Raw genomic sequence first — 19,016 nt, forward strand, 5'->3', positions numbered from 1 at the left:
GCTCCCAAACCCTCCTCGCCCGCGGGGCGTGAGCGTCTGCGCACCACGCCGTCAGTCACATGCCCTCGCGTACCGGGCCCTCCTCGGGCTCCTCGGGTCCGGTGCCCTCTCCGCGCGCGTGATCGGCCACGATCCGGACCGCCTCTTCGATGTCGTCCGTCACGTGAATGAGGTCCAGGTCGGCGGGCGCGATCTTGCCGTCGGCAGCGACGGTGTCGCGCAGCCAGGCCACCAGCCCGTCCCAGTAGGCGTGACCCACGAGGACGATCGGGAACCGCGTGATGGTGCGGGTCTGCACCAGGGTGAGCGACTCGAAGAGCTCGTCGAACGTGCCGAATCCGCCGGGCAGCACGATGAAGCCCTGGGCGTACTTGACGAACATGGTCTTGCGCACAAAGAAGTATCGGAAGTTGATGCCGAGGTTGACGTACTCGTTGACGCCCTGCTCGAAGGGCAGCTCGATGCCGAGCCCCACCGACACTCCGCCGGCCTCGCTGGCCCCCTTGTTCGCCGCCTCCATGACCCCGGGACCGCCGCCGGTGATGACCACGAAGCCTTCCTCGACGAGCCGTCGGCCCGCGACCTCGCCCATGGCGTAGTCCTCTGTCCCCACCTTGGACCGCGCCGATCCGAACACCGAGATCGCGGGACCCAGCTCGGCGAGGGCTCCAAAGCCTTCGACGAACTCGGACTGGATGCGCATCACTCGCCAGGGATCCTCGTGGAGCCAGTTCGGCGGGTCCTGATCGCTGAGCAGTCGACCCGACGTCGATGACTTCGGCACGTTGCGCCCGCGCAGAAGCACGGGACCCTTGCGGTATTCGGCCTTCATGGAGCCTCTCCTCGGAGCGTATGGTCGGGCGCGTTCGTCGCGCAGGTCAGGGGGACAGCCACGCCTTCAGGCCGGCGCGGCAGGTCTGGATGTCGGTCACCGGGCAACGCTCCTCGTCGGCGTGCGCGAGCTCCGGGTCGCCCGGGCCATAGTTGACCGCCGGGATGCCGAGCTCGCCGAACCGGGAAACGTCCGTCCACCCCTCCTTGGCTCGCGGCGCTCCCCCACCGTTCGCCGCGACCGCATCGGCAAAGGACCGGGCCAGGGGGGCGTCGAGGCCGGGCCGGCACGCGGCCGCGAGGTCAGTCCACTCGAGCTCCCACTCGCTCAGACCGGCCGATGCGACGACGGCCTCCACGTGTGACTGCGCCTGAGCGAGGGTCTTGTCGGGAGCGAAGCGATAGTTGACCGTGACGGTGCACTCATCAGGGATCACGTTGCCGGCGATGCCGCCTCGGATCCCCACGGCGTTCAGGCCCTCGCGGTACGTCAGGCCGTCGACCTCGACCGCAGCAGGCTCGTACGCGGCGAGCGCAGCAAGCAGCGGCGCCGCACGGTGGATCGCATTGGCGCCCTTCCACGCGCGTGCGCTGTGAGCCGCGACGCCCGGGATCGTGACGTCCACGCGCAGGGTGCCGTTGCAGCCGCCCTCGATCGCCGCGGAGGTGGGCTCGCACAGCACCGCGAAGTCCGCCTCCAGCAGCGCCGCGTGGCGGCGCGACAGCCGGCCCAGGCCGTTCTTGGACTCCTCGACCTCCTCGTGGTCGTAGAGCACCCAGGTGACGTCGCGCATCGGCCGCTCGAGCGCGACCGCGAGGGACAGCATGACGGCGACCCCTGCCTTCATGTCCACCGATCCCCGGCCCCACAACGTGGCGCCGCCGTCGCGCCATTCTGCTGGCACGTTGGCCTTGATCGGCACGGTGTCCAGGTGTCCCGCGACGATCACTCGCTCCGCGGCGCCCGTCTCGGTGCGCGCGATGATCGCGTCACCGTCACGCGTCACCGTGAGGTGCGGCGACGCGACCAGTGCGGCCTCCACTGCATCGGCGATCGCGTGCTCTCCCCCGCTCACGGAGGGGATGTCGATGAGCAGGCGCGCCAGCTCCTCGACGGGAAGGTCCAAGTCGAGATCAGGCATGCTGCCAGCCTATCCGGCACACTCCCGGCGCCCTCCGACGCGCCGATGCGCCGGCCTGCTGCGCCCCAGCAGTGCACCTGCGCACGTCTGGAGACCACGACATGCCACGGTGCACTGCCTCGGCGCGGGGGCCGATGGGGAACTCCTCTCAACTACCCTGGTGGCATGACTCGAGCAGCACACGGATTCGGCCTGGCCACCATCGACGCGAACGGCACGGTGCTCGACACCTGGTTCCCCTCCCCCACGCTCGGACGTGCCCCCGCGGACGCATCGGCCCCTCAAGGGCTGGTGGACGCCGAACGTGAGGACGCCCTGCGCGGAGTCTCCCTGCGAGCGGTCGCCACCGAGATCGACCTCGACGCCCCGCCCGCCAGCGTCGCCGACGCCTACCTGCGCCTCCACCTGCTGTCCCACCGCCTGGCACAGCCTCACGGCATCAACCTCGACGGCCTGTTCGGCGTCCTCACCAACGTGGCGTGGACCTCGGCGGGGCCGTGTGCCATCGACGGCCTCGAGGACGTCCGGCTGCGGTTCCGTGCGGCGGGTCAGGTGCTCACCGTCTACGGCGTGGACAAGTTCCCGCGCATGGTCGACTACGTGGTCCCCAGCGGCGTGCGCATCGCCGACGCCGACCGCGTGCGCCTGGGCGCTCACCTCGCCGAAGGCACCACCGTGATGCACGAGGGCTTCGTGAACTTCAACGCCGGCACGCTCGGTCACTCGATGGTCGAGGGCCGCATCTCCGCCGGCGTCACGGTCGGCGACGGATCCGACGTGGGCGGCGGCGCCTCGATCATGGGCACCCTGTCCGGAGGCGGCAAGGAGGTCATCTCGATCGGCGAACGCTCCCTGCTGGGAGCGAATTCGGGCCTCGGGATTCCTCTCGGCGACGACTGCATCGTCGAGGCAGGCCTGTACGTCACTGCGGGCTCCAAGGTGCTGCTCGTGGGCCAGACCACGGACGCGGGCGAGCCGCGCGTCGCGAAGGCACGCGAGCTCTCCGGCATGAACGGCCTGCTCTTCCGTCGCAACTCCGTCACGGGCGCGATCGAGGTGGTCGCTCGCCAGGGCGATGGCATCGCGCTCAACGCCGCATTGCACGCGAACTGACATGGCGCACCGAAGGCGCGGCGGCGGTGTCGCCGCGCTCGCGGTGCTCGTGCTGGCAGGTGGAGCCGCGATCGCGTGGGGGCCGGGGCTGTGGGACCGCTACGGCGACCGAGTGCTGCCGTCCGGTCAGTGCACGGTGACCCTGGGAGACCGCACCGACACCAAGACCGCGGAACAGGCGAACAACATCGCGATCATCGTCACCGGATCTCTGCGGCACGGGATGCCAGCACGCGCCGCCAGCATCGCGGTCGCCACCGCGATCCAGGAGTCCACCCTGCGCAACGTCGACTACGGCGATCGGGACTCGGTCGGCCTCTTCCAGCAGCGGCCATCGCAGGGCTGGGGATCAGTCGAGGAGATCCTGGACCCCTACTACTCCACGGACCAGTTCTACGAGGCGCTGGGGGACATCTCGAACTGGCCGGAGCTGGACATCACCGTCGCCGCCCAGGCGGTGCAGCGCTCAGCGTTTCCCGATGCGTACGCGGACCACGAAGAGGAGGGCCGCCTGTGGGCATCCGCCCTCACGGGGCACGGCGGCGACGTGACGTGCGACCTCGGCGAGGCGTCCACGACCACCGCGCGCGCGTTCACGGAACGCGTGGCGGCCGACTTCGGCGACGCGGTCCCGCTGCAGGTGGCGGACGTGAACGCGGCATCGACGGTGCTCACGCCGGCCACCGTTGACGCGACCCTCGCGAGTGCGGTTCAGCAGTGGGCGGTCGCGGTGGCCGCCGTCGAGGGCGTCACGGGGTCCGTGCGCGCCGGCCAGGCGTGGCTTCGAGACGCCGACGCCATCGCGCCAGCGGGCGACGGCACGCTCATCACCATCCGCACCGACTGAACGGAAACGACCTGCCGACGGGGCAGGCGGCCGTGCGTCAGCGGTGGTCCATCGCGACGTAGTCGCGCTCCACCTGACCGGTGTAGATCTGGCGCGGACGGCCAATCTTGGTGCGTGGGTCCGTCATCATCTCGCGGTAGTGAGCGATCCACCCCGGCATGCGCCCCAGCGCGAACAGGGGCGTGAACATCTGGCGCGGGAAGCCCATCGCCGAGTAGAGCAGGCCGGTGTAGAAGTCCACGTTCGGGTACAGCTTGCGCTCGATGAAGTACTCGTCGGACAGTGCGATCTCTTCGAGGCGCTGCGCCATCTGGAACGTCTCGTCATTGCCGCCCAGTTCCGCGAGGACGGTGTTGGCGACGTCCTTCACCACCGCGCCGCGTGGGTCGTACGACTTGTAGACGCGGTGACCGAAGCCCATCAGCCGGGCACCCTCGGCCTTGTCCTTGACCTTCGCCACGAACTGCTCGACGGTGTCGCCCGACTCCTTGATCCCGTCGAACATCTCGAGCGCCGCCTCGTTGGCACCGCCGTGCAGCGGTCCGGACAGCGCGCCGATGCCGGCGGAGATGGAGGCGTAGATGTTCGCCTGTGACGACCCGACGATGCGGACCGTGGACGTCGAGCAGTTCTGCTCGTGGTCCGCGTGCAGGATCAGCAGCAGGTCGAGCGCGCGACGGATCGTGGGGTCGATGTCGAGCGCCCCATCGGCGCCGGAGAACGCGATGCGCATGAACTCGTCGACGTAGGTGCCCTCGCGGCTGGGCTCGATCAGGTCGCCGCCGGTGAAGCGGCGCTGCAGGTACGCGATCACCGTGGCGGCCTTGGCGAGCAGTTGGACGGTCGCGAGCTCGATCTCGTACTCGCCGCGGCCCACCGACTCGGGGTAGAACGTCGACAGTGCGCTCGTGGCGCCCGACAGCACCGCCATCGGGTGCGCGTTGCGCGGGAAGGCCTCGAGGAACGCCTTGATGCCCTCGTGCACGTGCATGTGCCGGGCCACCCGATTGTTCAGGGCCGTGAGCTGATCCGACGTGGGCAGCTCCCCGTGGATGAGGAGGTGGGACACCTCGAGGAACGTGGACTTCTCGGCGAGCTGCTCGATGGGGTAGCCCCGATAGCGCAGGATTCCGGCGTCACCGTCGATGTAGGTGATCGCGCTCTCGCACGAGGCGGTGTTCATGAACCCCGGGTCGACGGTCACCAGTCCGGTGTCGCTCAGCAGCGTCGCGACCGACACTCCATCATTGCCGACTGTGGAGCGCTCGAGCGGAAGCTCGCGCGTGGTGCCATCGACCGTCAGTCGGGCGTCAACGACTCGTGTCATTCCAGGGACCTCCCGTGCGCCGCAGCGCCATTGTGCGTTCGCTTTGCAGCGAGTTTACCTGTCTTTTATAGCCGCCGAGCCCCTGCTTGCACACGTTCGTCCGTCGCGGTGAGCGCCATGCGCACATGACGCTCTCCCGCGGTGCCGTAGAACGAGCCCGGAGCGGCGACGATGCCGCGTTCCGCGAGCCACTCTATGGTCTTCCAGCAGTCCTCGTCGCGCGAGGCCCACAAGTACAGTCCCGCATCGGAGCCCGTCACCGCGAAGCCCGCCGCCTCGACCGCAGGCCTCAACACGTCGCGACGCGCCCGGTAGACCTCTCGCTGGGCGGCAACGTGGTGATCGTCCCGCAGCGCTGCGGCCATCGCGGCCTGCACCGGGCCCGGAACGATCATGCCAGCGTGCTTGCGGGTCTCCAACAGACCGGAGACGATCGCCGGGTCCCCTGCGGCGAACGCGGCGCGATATCCCGCCAGTGAACTCTGCTTGGACAGCGAGTACACCGCCAGCAGTCCGGTGTGGTCCCCGCCGCACACCTCGGGGTCGAGCACCGACGGCACGCCCTCGCTCACCCACGGCTCCTCCCATGGCAGGGCCGCGTAGCACTCGTCCGAGGCGACCACCGCGCCGATGCTGCGTGCGGCGTCCACGATCTCGCGCAGTTCGTCACGGGAGAGCACGGCACCGGTGGGGTTCGAGGGAGAGTTGATCCACACGAGCCGGACGTCACCGCGGGTCGCCCAGTCGGTCACCGCGTCAGTGCCCACGGCCGATGCCCCCGCCAGGATCGCGCCCACGGCGTAGGTGGGATACGCGGCGGCGGGGTGGACCACCACATCGCCGGTCGAGAGGCCCAGCAGGCTTGGGAGCCACGCGACGAGCTCCTTCGACCCCACCGTCGGAAGAACAGCGTCGGAGTCGAGGCCGCTCACCCCTCGCGTGCGGTCGAACCACTCCACCACGGCACGCCGAAGATCCAGGGTGCCGTGCGTGGTGGGGTACCCCGGCGCGTTCGCGGCGTCGCTGAGTGCGCGCTGGATCAGCTCCGGAGTGGGGTCGACGGGCGTGCCGACCGACAGGTCCACGACTCCGTCAGGATGCTCACCTGCACGCACACGGAACTTCGCCAGCGAGTCCCATGGGAAATCGGGCAGAGCGCCCGGGTACAGACCCACGGATCGCCTGCGAGCCCGCTAGGCCTGCGGGGGCAGCGACTTGATGAGGTCGTGGTCGTGCTCGATCAGACCCATCTTCGCCGCGCCGCCTGGCGAGCCGATCTCGGAGAAGAACTCCACGTTGGCGTTGTAGTAGTCCGCCCACTTGTCGGGGGTGTCGTCCTCGTAGTAGATCGCCTCGACGGGGCAGACGGGCTCGCACGCACCACAGTCCACACACTCGTCGGGGTGGATGTAGAGCATTCGTTCGCCCTCGTAGATGCAGTCGACGGGACACTCATCGATGCAGGCCTTGTCCTTGACGTCGACACAAGGCAATGCGATGACGTATGTCACTTCGTCTCCTCCGTTCGAGGGTGATTCGGGTTTTTCATCATAGCGGCGCGCACACGGGGTCCGAGCACGCGCGTGCGTCCACTCGCCCCAGCGTGATCACTCGTCGTCTTCATCGTCGTCGCTCACGCACTCGATGGCGTCGTCCGGCTTGTAGGTCCACGTGTCGGAGGTCTCCTCCACCACTTCGCCGTCGAGCGAGACGGTGCGGGTGTTCGTGATCGTGAATCCCGGCTGGCCCGGGCCTTTGGCCTCGCAGTTTGCGCTGGTGACCTCCTTGACGCCCGGCTGCTTGACGTTGCGCTTGGGGCTCGCCGAGGTCGAGACCTCGAAGTGCTCCGTCGACCACACGTCGACGTGCAGCCGACCGCCAGCGATGTAGCTGTTGAAGACGGCGGCGTACGGAGTGTTGTTCCGGAACTCGACGTTGATCGAACCCGTGTAGATCGTCGACTCGCGACCGGCCGGGTATCGGGTGAACCACACCGAGTGCGGACGGTGGTCGAGGATCTCGAAACCCGCGAAGTACCCGGCGTTGTACGTCGTGGTCGCCATCTGCGAGAGACCGCCTCCCATGCCGTTCGTCAGGATGCCGTTGACGATCACGTGCGCGGGCCGGTAGCCCTCTTCCTCGTTGATCGGCGACAGCACCTCGGTGAGGTCGAAGGTGTCACCCGGCTTGACGATCACGCCCTCGACATCGGCCGCAGCGACACGCAGGTTCTGGGTGCGGATGGGCTCGGCCGTGAGAGGCGTGTCGAAGGAGCTGATGATCTCGGCGAAGTCGGCAAGCCCCAGGTCCTCGGCGCTCACCTCGGGGTCCGCCGCTGTGTACGGGAGGTCGGCGAGCCGGTCTGCGCTTCCCGCAGCCGCGACGACGGCTTCGCCCAACGCCTCCCCGTCGATGGTGATGCCGGGCGAGCCCTCGTCGATCACGATGTCGTGGCTGTCGTCGAAGGACACCGACGCGTTCTCGCCCTCCGTCGTGAGGTCGGGGTTGGCCTCGATGATCTGCGCCGCCAGCGCCGTGCCATCCACCACCAGCTCGAGCCCGGACGGACCGGCCTCGACGGTCGAGGTGGAGGCGATCGTGGCGGGCTCGATCGTCGCCTCGGCGTCCTCACCCACCAGGGTGATGGGGGCCGCGAACGTCTCGGTCTCGAGCTCGGCGGCGAACGCGGCGGCGTCCTCGTCCGTGATCGTCGGGGGCTCGGTCTCGGCGATCAGGTCGATGGCCTGCGTGGCGGGCCACGCTTGCGCCAGGCGCGCCGCGGACTCCTCCTGATCGATCGTGACAGACGATCGCCCGGGGACGACCCCGACCGACCCGTCAGCAACGGTCACTCCGGCGTCCTGTGCGGGCCCGTCGAGCTGGACGGCCGCGCTTTCCAGCGCTTCCGCGAGCGCCTCCTGGTCGACGTCGGTCACCGGCGTGAGCGGCCCGCCGCCGGCGATGTGCGCCCACAGACGGTCGGGCATCACGGTGAAGCCGGTGACTTGGGCGATCGTGGTGTCGACGTCAACCGACAGTCCCGCGTCAGAGGCGGGCAGCGCAAAGGACTCCTCGACAGCACGCAGCTCCAGGTCCTCAGCCTCGAGCGCGGCGGCGGTGTCGCCCACCGCTCCAGTCGCCTCGGTGGTGGACATCCCGCCGATCTCGAGGCCCAGCACCTCGGTGCCCCGTGGCACCGTGTTCGACAGCAGCGCCTGGGCGCCGACGTAGAGCACTGCGATGGCGACCAGCGCGAGCGGCAGGACCCATGCGGTGCGCCTCTTCTTGCGCCGCGTCACGTGTCCGTCGCTATCTGAGGACTCGGGATGCGGCTCGCCTTGCCCCGGCGGGATCGTCGCGGCACGGGGCTCGTGGCCGGGGGCAGGGCTGTCGTCGCCCATCGGCGCCATCACGGCCGTGTCGTCTACGGGGGGCAATACAGCGGTCTGGTCGCCCTCCGGCTCCGGCGATGCTGCCGACACCGATGATTCAGGCGACTCCGACGGCGGCGAGAAGACCGACGCCCGCTCGGGCGCGGTGGCGCGCTCCTCACTCTCGGGCCGCCACGCGTCGATGCCAGCGTCACCGTCCGATGCGGCCAGGGGCCCAGCATCCACGTCCTCCGTCTCGGAGTCCGTCGCGTCCGACGCACCGGGGTGCTCGTCGCTCTGTGCGGGTGCGTGGGCCGGCTCATCAGCGGGCGCGTCAGCGTCGTCGCCTGCGTCTGCCGCCTCTCCCTCCGCGAGCCACACCGGGGCCGTCAACTCGCTGGTGGGGACACGCTCGACGACGGGCGCGTCGGCGACAACGGCAGAGTCGTCGGCATCAGCCGCATCATCCGACAGTGCCGCGTCATTCGACAGAGCCGCGTCACCAGACAGAGCAGTCGGGTCGCCGTCCGGCGACGCCGCGGGGGACACGGGTGTCTCCGCGGTCAGCGGTGCATCGGTCGCGTCGGCCTCGTCTGCGAACGGCGCATCCGCGATCGGAGCATCGGACGTCGGCGTCGCGGATGCGGAGCGAGCGCCGGTGCCCTTCTCGGCGCGTCGCCTCAGCGAACGGTGCGCAACGGAGTTCCGACGCCTGCGAGCCTGCTCCTCTTCCAGCTTGCGTGCGTGGTCCTTACCGCGGGCCATGTGCACCCACCAGCAGCCGCGACGGCATGACGGAAGCAGCCACGATCGCGATCGCGCCGCCTGCGAGCCACCCGATACCGAGTGCATCTTGAACAATCAACACGGAACCCCCCGGTCCTTCCAATGCCCAGACGAACGTCATGGTCATCCACGCGCCCGCGAACAGACCAAGACCGGCCCATCCCAGCCAGGTGCGTGCGAACACCGCACCCAGCGCCACCATCATCACGCACAGCACCACGCCGAGCGGCGGGAAGCCACGATGGGCCACCGCCCCCACACTGGCGGTGATGACGCCGCCGAACAGCAGCACCGCGAACCCGAGCACATCCTTCATGCGTCCCAGGATAGGTGGTCGCCACGACATGACCGGGGCACCCGGGCCAGACGTGACGAATCCGATACCTGGTCGCCCCCGCATCGGCCGCATCTCGTGATGTGCCAGGGCGCCCTGGCGCCCGGCTTCCCCTAGCCGTCGAGACGCTTGGCGCGCGACGTGGCGCGGGCGCGCTCCGTCTGGTCCAGAATCACCTTGCGGATGCGGACGTTCTCAGGAGTCACCTCGACGCATTCGTCCTCGCCTGCGAACTCGAGCGACTCCTCGAGGGTCAGCACGCGCGGAGGCGACAGGCGCTCGAGTTCGTCCCCGGTCGCGGACCGGATGTTGTTGAGCTTCTTCTCCTTGGTGATGTTCACGTCCATGTCCTCGCCGCGAGCGTTCTCGCCGACGACCATGCCTTCGTAGACCTCTTCGGTGGGCTTGACGAAGAACGTGCCGCGGTTCTGCAGGAGCATGAGCGCGTTCGACGTGACGACGCCGGTGCGGTCCGCGACGAGCGAGCCGTTGGTGCGGAAGTCGATCGCGCCGTTCCACGGCGCATAGCCGTGAGCGATCGACGAGGCGATGCCGGTGCCGCGCGTCTCCGTGAGGAACGTCGAGCGGAATCCGATGAGGCCACGGGCGGGAACGATGAACTCCATGCGCACCCAGCCGGTGCCGTGGTTCGACATCGACTCCATGCGACCCTTGCGTGCGGCCAGGAACTGCGTCACGGCGCCCAGGTGCTCCTCGGGCACGTCGATGGTCATGTGCTCCATCGGCTCGTGGACCTTGCCATCGACCTTCTTGGTGACGACCTGCGGCTTGCCGACGGTGAGCTCGAAGCCCTCGCGTCGCATCTGCTCGACGAGGATCGCGAGAGCGAGCTCTCCACGCCCCTGGACCTCCCAGGCATCGGGGCGCTCGGTGGGGAGCACGCGCAGCGACACGTTGCCGACCAGCTCCTTGTCGAGGCGGTCCTTGACCTGCCGGGCGGTCACCTTGGCGCCCTTCACGCGGCCGGACAGCGGCGACGTGTTGATGCCGATGGTCATCGAGATCGCGGGCTCGTCCACGGTGATCCGCGGCAGCGGGCGCGGGTCGTCGAGGTCCGTCAGGGTCTCGCCGATGGTGATGTCGGCAATGCCTGCCACGGCGACGATGTCGCCCTGCTTGGCGGACTCGGCGGGCACGCGGTCAAGGCCCTTGGTCTCGAGCAGCTCCGTGATCTTCACGCTCGTGAGCGACCCGTCGGCACGGGCCCACGCCACCGTCTGGCCCTTGCGCAGCGTGCCGTTGAAGATGCGCAGCAGCGCAAGACGGCCCAGGAACGGCGACGCGTCGAGGTTGGTGACGTGCGCCTGCAGCGGCGAGTCGTCCTCGTAGCTCGGTCCCGGGATGCGCTCCATGATCGTGTGGAACAGCGGCTCGAGGTTGTCGGAGTCCGGCATTCCGCCGTCCTCGGGCTGGTTCAGCGAGGCACGGCCGGCCTTGGCGGACGCGTAGACCACCGGCACCGAGAGCAGCGCATCGATGTCGAGGTCGGGAACGTCGTCGTGAAGATCAGAGGCGAGGCCCAGCAGCAGGTCGTGAGTCTCTTCGACGACGGCGCTGATGCGCGCATCGGGACGGTCGACCTTGTTGACGACGATGATCACCGGCAGGTGGGCCGCGAGGGCCTTGCGCAGCACGAAGCGCGTCTGAGGCAGCGGACCCTCGGACGCGTCCACGAGCAGCACGACGCCGTCGACCATGGACAGTCCGCGCTCCACCTCGCCGCCGAAGTCAGCGTGACCAGGGGTGTCGATCACGTTGATGGTGACGCCGCCGGGCTCGGAGGCCTCGCCGAGATAGCGGATCGCGGTGTTCTTCGCGAGGATCGTGATGCCCTTTTCGCGCTCGAGATCACCGGAGTCCATCGCGCGGTCTTCGACGTGAGCGTGGTCGCCATAGGCACCACCCTGGACGAGCATGCCGTCAACGAGGGTGGTCTTGCCGTGGTCGACGTGGGCGACGATCGCGACATTGCGCAGGTCGGAGCGCACGGGCATACGGGGACTCTTTTCGTAGGAAGGGGTGGCGGCGCTCAGGCGCGCCGACGGTCCAGTCTAGCGGCAGACGGGAGGAACAGCCGTTTGAGGTGGAGGAGCGAATAAATCGGTGCACCCGTCACGTTGTCGAGATGGCGAGGGCGCTCCGCCTTCGCGGCAGGCCACCTCCAGGAGGTACACCATGACCACTGCACAGAGCACGATCGACGTCAACGTCCCGCTCAGCACCGCGTACAACCAGTGGACCCAGTTGGAGTCCTTCCCCCACTTCATGTCCGGGGTCGAGTCCGTGACGCAGATCGATGACAGCCGCACCCACTGGGTGACCAGGATCGCCGGCGTGCAGCGCGAGTTCGACGCTGAGATCACCTCCCAGGTCGCCGACGACCACCTCGCGTGGCACAGCATCGGCGAACTCAAGCAGGGCGGGCGGGTCGAGTTCAGGTCCGCAGGCCCCGAGGTCACCACGATCACCCTCACGCTGGACTGGGACCCCGAAGGGTTCGTCGAGTCCGCTGGCGCGGCGCTGCAGGTCGACGACGCCATGGTGAAGGGCGACCTCAAGAGCTTCAAGACGTTCATCGAGGAGCGCGGCGTCGAGGAGGGCGGCTTCCGCGGCGACATCCGCGGTGGCGCCGGCGCCACCAACGATCCCCAGATCTAGCAGTCCCCACCCAGTGCCGACGGCGGGTCCCTCATGGGGCCCGCCGTCGGTAAGCCACGGGAACCGAGGAAGGAGCGTGCTTCACTGGTGCGATGCCACTGCTCCACATCGCCCACCGCTCCGACTGGGAGGCCGCTGAGCGCACCGGCGCCTACGAGATCTCCACGCGCGGGCACACGCTCGCCGACGTGGGGTTCATCCACGCCTCCCACCCGCACCAGGTCGCGCGTGTCGCCGCCTATGTCCATGGAGACGACCCGGAAGACCTCGTGGTGCTGGTGATCGACCCGTCGGCCGTCCGCGCCGACGGCGTGGAGATCCGCGAGGAGGACGGCGGGGCGGGCGAGTTGTTCCCGCACATCTACGGCGCCATCAGGCCCGCATGGGTGGTCGAGGCACGGCCCGCCGGCTTCGAGGATGGCGACTTCGCCTGGTAGTCCTCCGCTCCCTCACGGCACGTGTCGATTCCTGTACGGTGCGCGCTCCGTCATCGCTCGGATATCGACACGTGCGGAGGGCGGCGGCCGATGCGGGGATGCGGACGCCGGCGACGTCACGGGCGGTGCGCGCGGAACGCGTGCGTGACGTACGGGAGCGAGACCTCGCCCTCGCGGCTCGGCAGTCCGGTCAGCACCGCTTCCACGTCGCGGTCCACGCACGCTCGGAACTCCGCGTCCCCGGTGATGTAGTAGCTGCGAGAGCGCACCATCGCACGCACGTCGTCGGCGCTCATGGTCCGCGCCCACTCCCACCTGCGCGTGTCGAGGCCGGAGAATGGTGCGGCGACACGCGGCCCCTCGCCCTCGATCAGCGACTCCGCCGCGGAACCGTGCATCGCAACGCCTAGGCCCGCAACCCACGGTTCGCGGCTGTCGCGGATGTTCCAGATCAGTCCGAGCGTGCCTCCGGGGCGTAGCACCCTCGCGATCTCAGCGGACGCCGCCGCGACGTCGACCCAGTGCCAGGCCTGGCCCAGCAGCACCGCGTCCACCGAGGCATCACGAAGTGGGATCTGCTCGGCCTGACCGACGGCCGTGGAGACGTCAGGAAGCGATCGGGTGAGGGTCTCGAGCATGGCGACGTCCGGGTCGACCGCCACCACCTCGGCCGCGACGTCCGCGACCAATGCAGTGAGCTTGCCGGTGCCTGCTCCCAGGTCGAGCACGCGCCCTGGGGAGGCACCGAGAAGCCATGCCACCGCATCGGCCGGATAGCCGGGCCTGCCCTGCTCGTAGTCCCCCGCTGCCGCACCGAAGGATGTCGCTTGGCTCATGTGACAAGCCTAGAGAACGCTCAGACGGGGACCGGCGCCTGCGGGTCAGTGAGCGCAGGCTCGTCGGTGAAGGACTCGGCGACGGTCGGTGCTGGACGTTCGCCGAGCTTGACGACGATGACGCCGGCGAGGATGAGCAGCGCCCCGCCTGCCTGGATGGGTGCGGGTGCCTGGCCGAGGAGCAGCCAGGCGAACGCCGTGGCCGCCATCACTTCGGTGAGGGCCACGAACGACCCCAACCGCGCGCCCAGCCGGCGGGTGGCGGCGATGCCGCTCACGTACGCGACCGCAGCCGTGATGACTCCCAGGGCGATCATGACGCTCCACCACGGGGCGTCGAATGGAACGAAGCTGACGGTGCCGGTCGAAAAGTGCATGGGGAGCACGCCCGACAGGCCCGCCGCGCCCAGCACCACGAGCGCCACGAGGAGGCCGCCGGCCGCGAGCGTGATCGGTGGCAGCCCGTTGTTCTCATCGCCACTGATGACGAAGTAGACCGACGCCCCGACCATCGCACCGAGTGCCCACAGCACGCCGACCAGCGAGATCTGCCCGCCGCCGAACACGTTGAGCAGCATGGCGAGACCGAAGGCCGCGATGGCGGCTCCCCCGACGGTCAGTGGGGTGGGGCGGTGGCCGTGGCGCAGCCACATCCACAGCACCACCGCGACCGGCGCGGTGTATTCGATGAGGAGTGCCACGCTGACGTCGAGGTATCCGACAGCGAGGAAGTAGAACAACTGCGCGCCGGCGACGGCGAAGACGCCGTAGGCCACGATGACCTTCCACCCGCGACGCACCAGGTGTCCCCGACCGCGCACGGCAATGATCGCGGGCACCAGCAGCACCGCAGCGGCGATCGCCACCCGCACGAGAGTGGCCGCTCCGGCGGACCACCCCACATCGAGAAGGCCCCTGGCGAGAGAACCGGACAGGCCGAACGACGCCGCGGAGAGCATCGCGAAGCCCAGTCCGGCGGTCAGCCGCTCGCGCGTGAGGTCATGAGTCATAACGGTCATGACTCATGACGCTAGCGGTCGTTTGATAATGTGTCAACATGCCGTTCGCACATGACACCATCGAGGCTCTCGAGTCTGCGGCCTTCCTCGCGAACTCGGAGCTGGAGCCCGACACCCTGGTGACGGCGGAGGCGCTCGACGCGTTTCTGGTCGACTTCGGGTACACCGGTCCCCCCGCGGCTCCGGGCGACCTCGAGTTGGTGCGTGGCATCCGCACTCGGCTGCGCGGACTGTTCACCGCGAGCAGGGACGAGGCGGTGCCGCTCGTGAACTCGATCCTCGCCGAGCAGTCCGCGCTGCCTCAGCTGGTGAAGCACGGAGACGTCGATTGGCACATCCACGCCACCTCAGACGACCGGCCCCTGCACGAGCGGATTCTCGTGGAGACGGCGATGGCGATGATCGACGTGATCCGAGCCGACGAGATGAGCCGCTTCGGACGGTGCGAGATGGAGGACTGCGACGGCATCGTCCTCGATCTTTCGCGCAACCGATCGCGCAAGTACTGCTCAGTGACGTGCACCAACCGTGCCGCCCAGGCCGCCTACCGCGCGCGTCAGGCCGACGAGGAGTCGTGACTCGGCGCCGCCCTCGCTAGTCCGGCTGATCCGCCCATCCGACCATGCGGGCTCCGGCGCGGCCCCGGCGGGACTGCGCACTCGGCTCGAGGTGCAGAGACACCGCCCGCACCAGCCACGAATTGAGCGAGATGCCCTCGGCTGCCGCCGCCGCCTCGGCTCGCTCCTTCAGCGAGTCGGGGATCCGCAGCGTGGTGCGCGAGGCCGGGTCGCCCGCGAGGCTCGCGACCTCCGCCTGCGCGCCGGCGACGGCATCCGCCGCGGCCGCGGGACCCGCATGCGGCACTGTCACGACGAAGCGGACGTCCTTGCCCCGTACGCGCAGGTCGACACCGCCCGGCTCGATCTCTCGTGAGATCTCGCTGGCGGCTTCGGCAAGCGCCTCCACGATCGCGAGACGGACGGCTGGGTCGAGCGCCGTCGCGAGCTGAGCGGCGGCCTCGCGCACCTTCGGAGTGCCGGCGGCCGCGGAGGCCTCCAACTGCTGACGCAACTGGGCGGAGTAATGTGCGAGGTCCATGGTGTCATCATGACACCGCTGTGACACCAGTGCCAGTGGTGGCGCCCCGACGTCGTGAGCCGTCACCGGGCACCGGGGACCGGGGACCGGGGAGTCACATCCAGCGCTTGGCCTTGAAGACTCGGTACAGGACGACCGAGAATCCGACCATCACCCCCAGGGCGAGGGGGTAGCCGAACGCCCAATGCAGCTCCGGCATGTGTTGAAAGTTCATGCCGTAGATCGCGGCGACGAGCGTGGGCGCGAACAGGATCGCGGCCCACCCCGAGATCTTCTTCATGTCCTCGTTCTGGCGCTCGGCCACCAGGGTGGAGTTCACGCTGAGGATCTGCGTCAGGGCCTCACGGTACTCAGCGATCTGAGAGCCGATGCGGTCGAGGTGGTCCTCGACGTCCTGCAGGTAGGTCTGGAGCTCCTCGGCCACGTCGTGCTTGCGGAAGCCGCCGCGCAGTCCCTCCAGCACCTCGACGAGCCACGAGGTCGCGTGCTGGACGTCGATGACCTCCTGGGTGAGGCGATAGATCCTCTCGGCGACGGCCGCATCGCCGCTGAACACCTGCCGCTCGATCTGCTCCTTGTCGATTCCCACCTCGTGCAGCACGGGTGCGTAGCCGTCGACAATGGCATCGAGCAGCCGATAGGCGATCGCCTCTGGCCCCAGGTGCAGGAGTTCGCCGTCGAGAAGCGAACCGAGAACGCGCTCGGCGTCGGCCGTGCTGGCAGTCGCGAGCGCATCGGCCGTCGTGCCGTCGATCCACACGCCGTCCTGACACAGCACCGCCGCCGCTCCAGGACGCACGAGCACGTGAAACTCGGCGAGGTCGACCTCTTCGCGCTCGTCGTCGTAGTGTGCCGAACGGACCACGAGGAACAGCACGTCCCCGTAGCGCTCGAGCTTGGGCCGCTGGCCCGCGTGCAGCAGGTCTTCGACCAGGATCGGGTGGAGGTCCCACGCCTCGGCCAGGTCGTGGATGGCCGATGCGCTCGGATCCGGGTAGAGCAGCAGCGCCATCTGCCCGGGCGCCGATGCACCGAACTCTCTAGCATCTGCAGGCGAGGCGCCCTCGGGTGCGGATCTCGCGTGGCCGTCGGCGAAGAACCGCGCGAGGCCGACGTCTGAGCCGTGTGACGCATCGGCCGTCGCGGGCACGGCGGAGCGCCGCCTGCGTGCCAGCCGGCTGGCCCTGTCCCGAACCCTGCTCATGCGTGCCTCCTCCGGATCGGCGATCATCAGACGTTGCGACAACGGTAGCCGCAGGGCCCATACTCCCGGCAGCGGGCGTCGGCGTTGTGGTGATCATGGACGCGTGATCGAAGCGCCCAGCCCAGCGACCAGCCGCGCTGCGGACTCCGAGGCGCCGCAGAGGCTGGGATGGTTCATCGGTGGCACGGTCGTCTCCACCTGGATCTACGGCGCTTTGACGACGTACAGCGCGGGACGATGCGTCGGCGGACCCACCGTGAGTGAATCGCCGGATGCCTGGAGCACGCCGGAGGCTACGGCTCCGTTGTGCGCGAGCATCACCGCGGGCCCCAGCACCGTCGTGTACGCGATCGTGGCGGCGATCACGATCGTCGCGCTCGTGCTGGCACGCCGTCTCAGGCACCGGCCAGTTCCGCAGAACCGGATGCTGGGGGCCGCGATGTCCGCCACCGCGCTCGTGTGCTTCGTCAGCCTCATCCTCGCGCGCATGTGGATTGGCAGCATCGACATGGACGACTGGGACGGCTCGACCACCTTCGACGTTTCCGTCCCGGCGATCGTGGTCGACGTCAGCGTCGAGATCACGCCCATGCAGCCGTCGAACTAGCCGCGACGCGCGCCCACGGAATCGCGCTCGCTACTCCCCTGCGCCCAGGATGGCCCAGCCGCGCGGCGGGACCACCGCCGTGTCCGCATCGGCGTCCATGGCAGCGTCGCCAGCAAGGACCGCGCGGACGCCCGGTGCGGGCACCTGCTGAGGCTCGTGAGACAGATTGAGCGCCACCACCAGTGCGTCGTCGCCGGCCGCGACCCTGTACGCAAGCACCTCGTTCGACAGCTGCAGCACCTCCGTCGTCGCGCGATGCAGCCACGGGTGCCGCCGGCGGAGTCCGATGAGGTCGCGGTGCAGCGCGAAGATCGGGCGGCCGAGCGGCGAGAGGTCATCCGGGGACGGCGGGAAGACCGGCCTGACCTCGTCGTCTCCCCCTTCCCTCTCCTCTTTGACGCCCCGGTAGCCCTGCTCGTCCCCGTAGTAGATGGAGGGCGTACCGCCGACCGTCAGGAGGACGACGATGGCGTGCGGCAGGAGCGCCTCATGGGTGAGCTGGCTCGCGATGCGGGTGACGTCATGGTTGCCGATGAAGGTGAGCGGGGCGTAGGTGGCCAGAAAGTCGTTGTGTCGCTCGAGTGCGGCGCTGAGCTCGTAGAAGTTCGCGTCGTTGAGCGAACTCCAGACCGCCTTCCACAGTTCGTACTGGGTGGCGGAGTCGAGGCCGCCCGCCTCGACCTCACCGGCGTAGTCGCCGTGGATGTACTCCCCGACGAAGTAGGCGTCGGGATGCTGCCGTCGGACGCGAGACGTCACCTGACCCCAGAAGGATGAGGGGACGGCGTAGGCCGCGTCGAGCCGCCAGCCGTCGGCGCCGCGCGCCAGCCAGTGGTCCATCACGTCGACCACGAAGTCGGCCACGGCCGGCTCGTCGTGATTGAGCGCCACGAGATGGTGGTGGCCCTCGAAGTCGCGGTACTCGGGCTCGTCGCCAGGCCCCGCACCCTCGGGCCACTGCAGCGAGAACCACGCCCCCGCATCGGCCGCTGGACCCTTGGCCAGGACCTCCTGGAACGGGCCGAAGGACCTGCCCACGTGGTTGAACACGCCGTCGAGCAGGACGCGCAGGCCGCGACGGTGGGCCTCCGCGATCAGGGCGTCAAAGTCCTCGTCCGTGCCGAGCCGGGGGTCGACGTGGAAGTAGTCGGTGGTGTCGTAGCCGTGGGTCTCGGAGGCGAAGATGGGGCCGAGCGCGAGGCCCGATGCGCCGAGCTCCACTGCGTAGTCGAGCCACTCAATCAGATCGAGTAGCCGATGCTCGCGTTCGGGGTGGACCGTCGCAGCCTTCTCTGCTCCGGTGAAGCCCAGCGGATACACCTGCCACCAAAGGGAGGATGCCGTAGGCGCCGGAAGGCTTGCGTTACCGTCGTTGCTCATGTGAG

At 69.0% G+C, this 19,016-nt stretch carries 19 protein-coding genes; 6 read left to right on the plus strand and 13 right to left on the minus strand.

Annotated features, from left to right (window positions below; genetic code table 11):
- Positions 1-55 precede the first annotated feature (55 nt).
- Together AOP72_RS10195 and dapE are read right to left on the minus strand one after the other, a co-directional pair.
- Entirely contained in the window at positions 56-832 is a 777-nt protein-coding gene (locus AOP72_RS10195) for an LOG family protein (protein ID WP_062135906.1), read from the minus strand.
- Positions 833-878: 46 nt separating this feature from the next.
- Positions 879-1,973 (minus strand): succinyl-diaminopimelate desuccinylase, encoded by a 1,095-nt coding sequence (gene dapE, locus AOP72_RS10200; protein WP_062135908.1) that lies wholly within the window; start codon positions 1,971-1,973, stop codon positions 879-881.
- 165 nt (positions 1,974-2,138) lie between these two features.
- Here dapE and dapD point away from each other — a divergent pair, with 165 nt between their 5' ends.
- Entirely contained in the window at positions 2,139-3,086 is a 948-nt protein-coding gene (dapD, locus tag AOP72_RS10205) for a 2,3,4,5-tetrahydropyridine-2,6-dicarboxylate N-succinyltransferase (protein WP_062135911.1), read from the plus strand.
- Between the two features lies 1 nt (position 3,087).
- Complete coding sequence (locus AOP72_RS10210; RefSeq protein ID WP_062135914.1) at positions 3,088-3,933, plus strand: hypothetical protein; 846 nt, start codon at positions 3,088-3,090, stop codon at positions 3,931-3,933.
- Between the two features lie 37 nt (positions 3,934-3,970).
- On the opposite strand, the gene AOP72_RS10215 is transcribed toward AOP72_RS10210, so the two are convergent.
- The 6 genes from AOP72_RS10215 to typA form a co-directional block, all read right to left on the minus strand.
- Positions 3,971-5,260: a citrate synthase gene (locus tag AOP72_RS10215; RefSeq protein WP_062135916.1), complete on the minus strand. Its 1,290-nt coding sequence runs from the start codon at positions 5,258-5,260 to the stop codon at positions 3,971-3,973.
- Positions 5,261-5,325: 65 nt separating this feature from the next.
- Positions 5,326-6,435 (minus strand): succinyldiaminopimelate transaminase, encoded by a 1,110-nt coding sequence (gene dapC, locus AOP72_RS10220; RefSeq protein WP_062135921.1) that lies wholly within the window; start codon positions 6,433-6,435, stop codon positions 5,326-5,328.
- A gap of 18 nt (positions 6,436-6,453) precedes the next feature.
- On the minus strand, positions 6,454-6,771 hold the full coding sequence (fdxA, locus tag AOP72_RS10225) for a ferredoxin (RefSeq protein WP_062135924.1): 318 nt from the start codon (positions 6,769-6,771) through the stop codon (positions 6,454-6,456).
- 96 nt (positions 6,772-6,867) lie between these two features.
- A complete protein-coding gene (locus AOP72_RS10230; RefSeq protein WP_062135927.1) occupies positions 6,868-9,396 on the minus strand; it encodes a VanW family protein in 2,529 nt (842 codons plus the stop codon).
- Complete coding sequence (locus AOP72_RS10235) at positions 9,383-9,733, minus strand: hypothetical protein (RefSeq protein ID WP_062135930.1); 351 nt, start codon at positions 9,731-9,733, stop codon at positions 9,383-9,385. The genes AOP72_RS10230 and AOP72_RS10235 overlap by 14 nt, the downstream gene beginning before the upstream one ends.
- A 131-nt stretch (positions 9,734-9,864) precedes the next feature.
- On the minus strand, positions 9,865-11,766 hold the full coding sequence (gene typA, locus AOP72_RS10240; protein ID WP_062135933.1) for a translational GTPase TypA: 1,902 nt from the start codon (positions 11,764-11,766) through the stop codon (positions 9,865-9,867).
- A gap of 181 nt (positions 11,767-11,947) precedes the next feature.
- Here typA and AOP72_RS10245 point away from each other — a divergent pair, with 181 nt between their 5' ends.
- Complete coding sequence (locus AOP72_RS10245; RefSeq protein WP_062135937.1) at positions 11,948-12,430, plus strand: SRPBCC family protein; 483 nt, start codon at positions 11,948-11,950, stop codon at positions 12,428-12,430.
- Positions 12,431-12,522: 92 nt separating this feature from the next.
- Positions 12,523-12,867, plus strand: a complete 345-nt coding sequence (locus tag AOP72_RS10250; protein WP_062135941.1) for a DUF952 domain-containing protein — start codon at positions 12,523-12,525, stop codon at positions 12,865-12,867.
- A 116-nt stretch (positions 12,868-12,983) separates the two neighbouring features.
- On the opposite strand, the gene AOP72_RS10255 is transcribed toward AOP72_RS10250, so the two are convergent.
- Both AOP72_RS10255 and AOP72_RS10260 read right to left on the minus strand, forming a co-directional pair.
- Positions 12,984-13,703 carry a class I SAM-dependent methyltransferase gene (locus AOP72_RS10255; protein ID WP_062135944.1) on the minus strand — a complete coding sequence of 240 codons (720 nt, stop codon included), beginning with the start codon at positions 13,701-13,703 and terminating at the stop codon, positions 12,984-12,986.
- Between the two features lie 20 nt (positions 13,704-13,723).
- Positions 13,724-14,722, minus strand: a complete 999-nt coding sequence (locus tag AOP72_RS10260; RefSeq protein WP_238581659.1) for an EamA family transporter — start codon at positions 14,720-14,722, stop codon at positions 13,724-13,726.
- Between the two features lie 38 nt (positions 14,723-14,760).
- On the opposite strand from AOP72_RS10260, the gene AOP72_RS10265 reads away from it, so the two are divergent.
- On the plus strand, positions 14,761-15,300 hold the full coding sequence (locus AOP72_RS10265; RefSeq protein ID WP_062135950.1) for a CGNR zinc finger domain-containing protein: 540 nt from the start codon (positions 14,761-14,763) through the stop codon (positions 15,298-15,300).
- A gap of 16 nt (positions 15,301-15,316) precedes the next feature.
- Here AOP72_RS10265 and AOP72_RS10270 read toward each other — a convergent pair whose 3' ends face one another.
- Entirely contained in the window at positions 15,317-15,820 is a 504-nt protein-coding gene (locus AOP72_RS10270) for a toxin-antitoxin system HicB family antitoxin (RefSeq protein ID WP_062135953.1), read from the minus strand.
- Positions 15,821-15,914: 94 nt separating this feature from the next.
- A complete protein-coding gene (locus AOP72_RS10275; RefSeq protein WP_062137166.1) occupies positions 15,915-17,024 on the minus strand; it encodes a magnesium and cobalt transport protein CorA in 1,110 nt (369 codons plus the stop codon).
- A gap of 103 nt (positions 17,025-17,127) precedes the next feature.
- On the opposite strand from AOP72_RS10275, the gene AOP72_RS10280 reads away from it, so the two are divergent.
- A complete protein-coding gene (locus AOP72_RS10280; RefSeq protein WP_062135955.1) occupies positions 17,128-17,631 on the plus strand; it encodes a hypothetical protein in 504 nt (167 codons plus the stop codon).
- Between the two features lie 30 nt (positions 17,632-17,661).
- Here AOP72_RS10280 and AOP72_RS10285 read toward each other — a convergent pair whose 3' ends face one another.
- Positions 17,662-19,011 carry an alpha-amylase family glycosyl hydrolase gene (locus AOP72_RS10285; RefSeq protein ID WP_062137169.1) on the minus strand — a complete coding sequence of 450 codons (1,350 nt, stop codon included), beginning with the start codon at positions 19,009-19,011 and terminating at the stop codon, positions 17,662-17,664.
- Positions 19,012-19,016 lie beyond the last annotated feature (5 nt).

This window comes from Demequina aestuarii, assembly GCF_000975095.1.
GTDB lineage: Bacteria > Actinomycetota > Actinomycetes > Actinomycetales > Demequinaceae > Demequina > Demequina aestuarii.

Coding starts and splice junctions, on each gene's coding strand:
- AOP72_RS10195 (WP_062135906.1), bottom strand. CDS start 832: ATGAAGGCCGAATACCGCAAGGGTCCCGTGCTTCTGCGCGGGCGCAAC.
- typA (WP_062135933.1), bottom strand. CDS start 11,766: ATGCCCGTGCGCTCCGACCTGCGCAATGTCGCGATCGTCGCCCACGTC.
- AOP72_RS10265 (WP_062135950.1), top strand. CDS start 14,761: ATGCCGTTCGCACATGACACCATCGAGGCTCTCGAGTCTGCGGCCTTC.
- AOP72_RS10260 (WP_238581659.1), bottom strand. CDS start 14,722: ATGACCGTTATGACTCATGACCTCACGCGCGAGCGGCTGACCGCCGGA.
- dapD (WP_062135911.1), top strand. CDS start 2,139: ATGACTCGAGCAGCACACGGATTCGGCCTGGCCACCATCGACGCGAAC.
- AOP72_RS10285 (WP_062137169.1), bottom strand. CDS start 19,011: ATGAGCAACGACGGTAACGCAAGCCTTCCGGCGCCTACGGCATCCTCC.
- AOP72_RS10210 (WP_062135914.1), top strand. CDS start 3,088: ATGGCGCACCGAAGGCGCGGCGGCGGTGTCGCCGCGCTCGCGGTGCTC.
- AOP72_RS10215 (WP_062135916.1), bottom strand. CDS start 5,260: ATGACACGAGTCGTTGACGCCCGACTGACGGTCGATGGCACCACGCGC.
- AOP72_RS10230 (WP_062135927.1), bottom strand. CDS start 9,396: ATGGCCCGCGGTAAGGACCACGCACGCAAGCTGGAAGAGGAGCAGGCT.
- AOP72_RS10275 (WP_062137166.1), bottom strand. CDS start 17,024: ATGAGCAGGGTTCGGGACAGGGCCAGCCGGCTGGCACGCAGGCGGCGC.
- AOP72_RS10235 (WP_062135930.1), bottom strand. CDS start 9,733: ATGAAGGATGTGCTCGGGTTCGCGGTGCTGCTGTTCGGCGGCGTCATC.
- AOP72_RS10250 (WP_062135941.1), top strand. CDS start 12,523: ATGCCACTGCTCCACATCGCCCACCGCTCCGACTGGGAGGCCGCTGAG.
- AOP72_RS10245 (WP_062135937.1), top strand. CDS start 11,948: ATGACCACTGCACAGAGCACGATCGACGTCAACGTCCCGCTCAGCACC.
- AOP72_RS10270 (WP_062135953.1), bottom strand. CDS start 15,820: ATGGACCTCGCACATTACTCCGCCCAGTTGCGTCAGCAGTTGGAGGCC.
- dapE (WP_062135908.1), bottom strand. CDS start 1,973: ATGCCTGATCTCGACTTGGACCTTCCCGTCGAGGAGCTGGCGCGCCTG.
- AOP72_RS10255 (WP_062135944.1), bottom strand. CDS start 13,703: ATGAGCCAAGCGACATCCTTCGGTGCGGCAGCGGGGGACTACGAGCAG.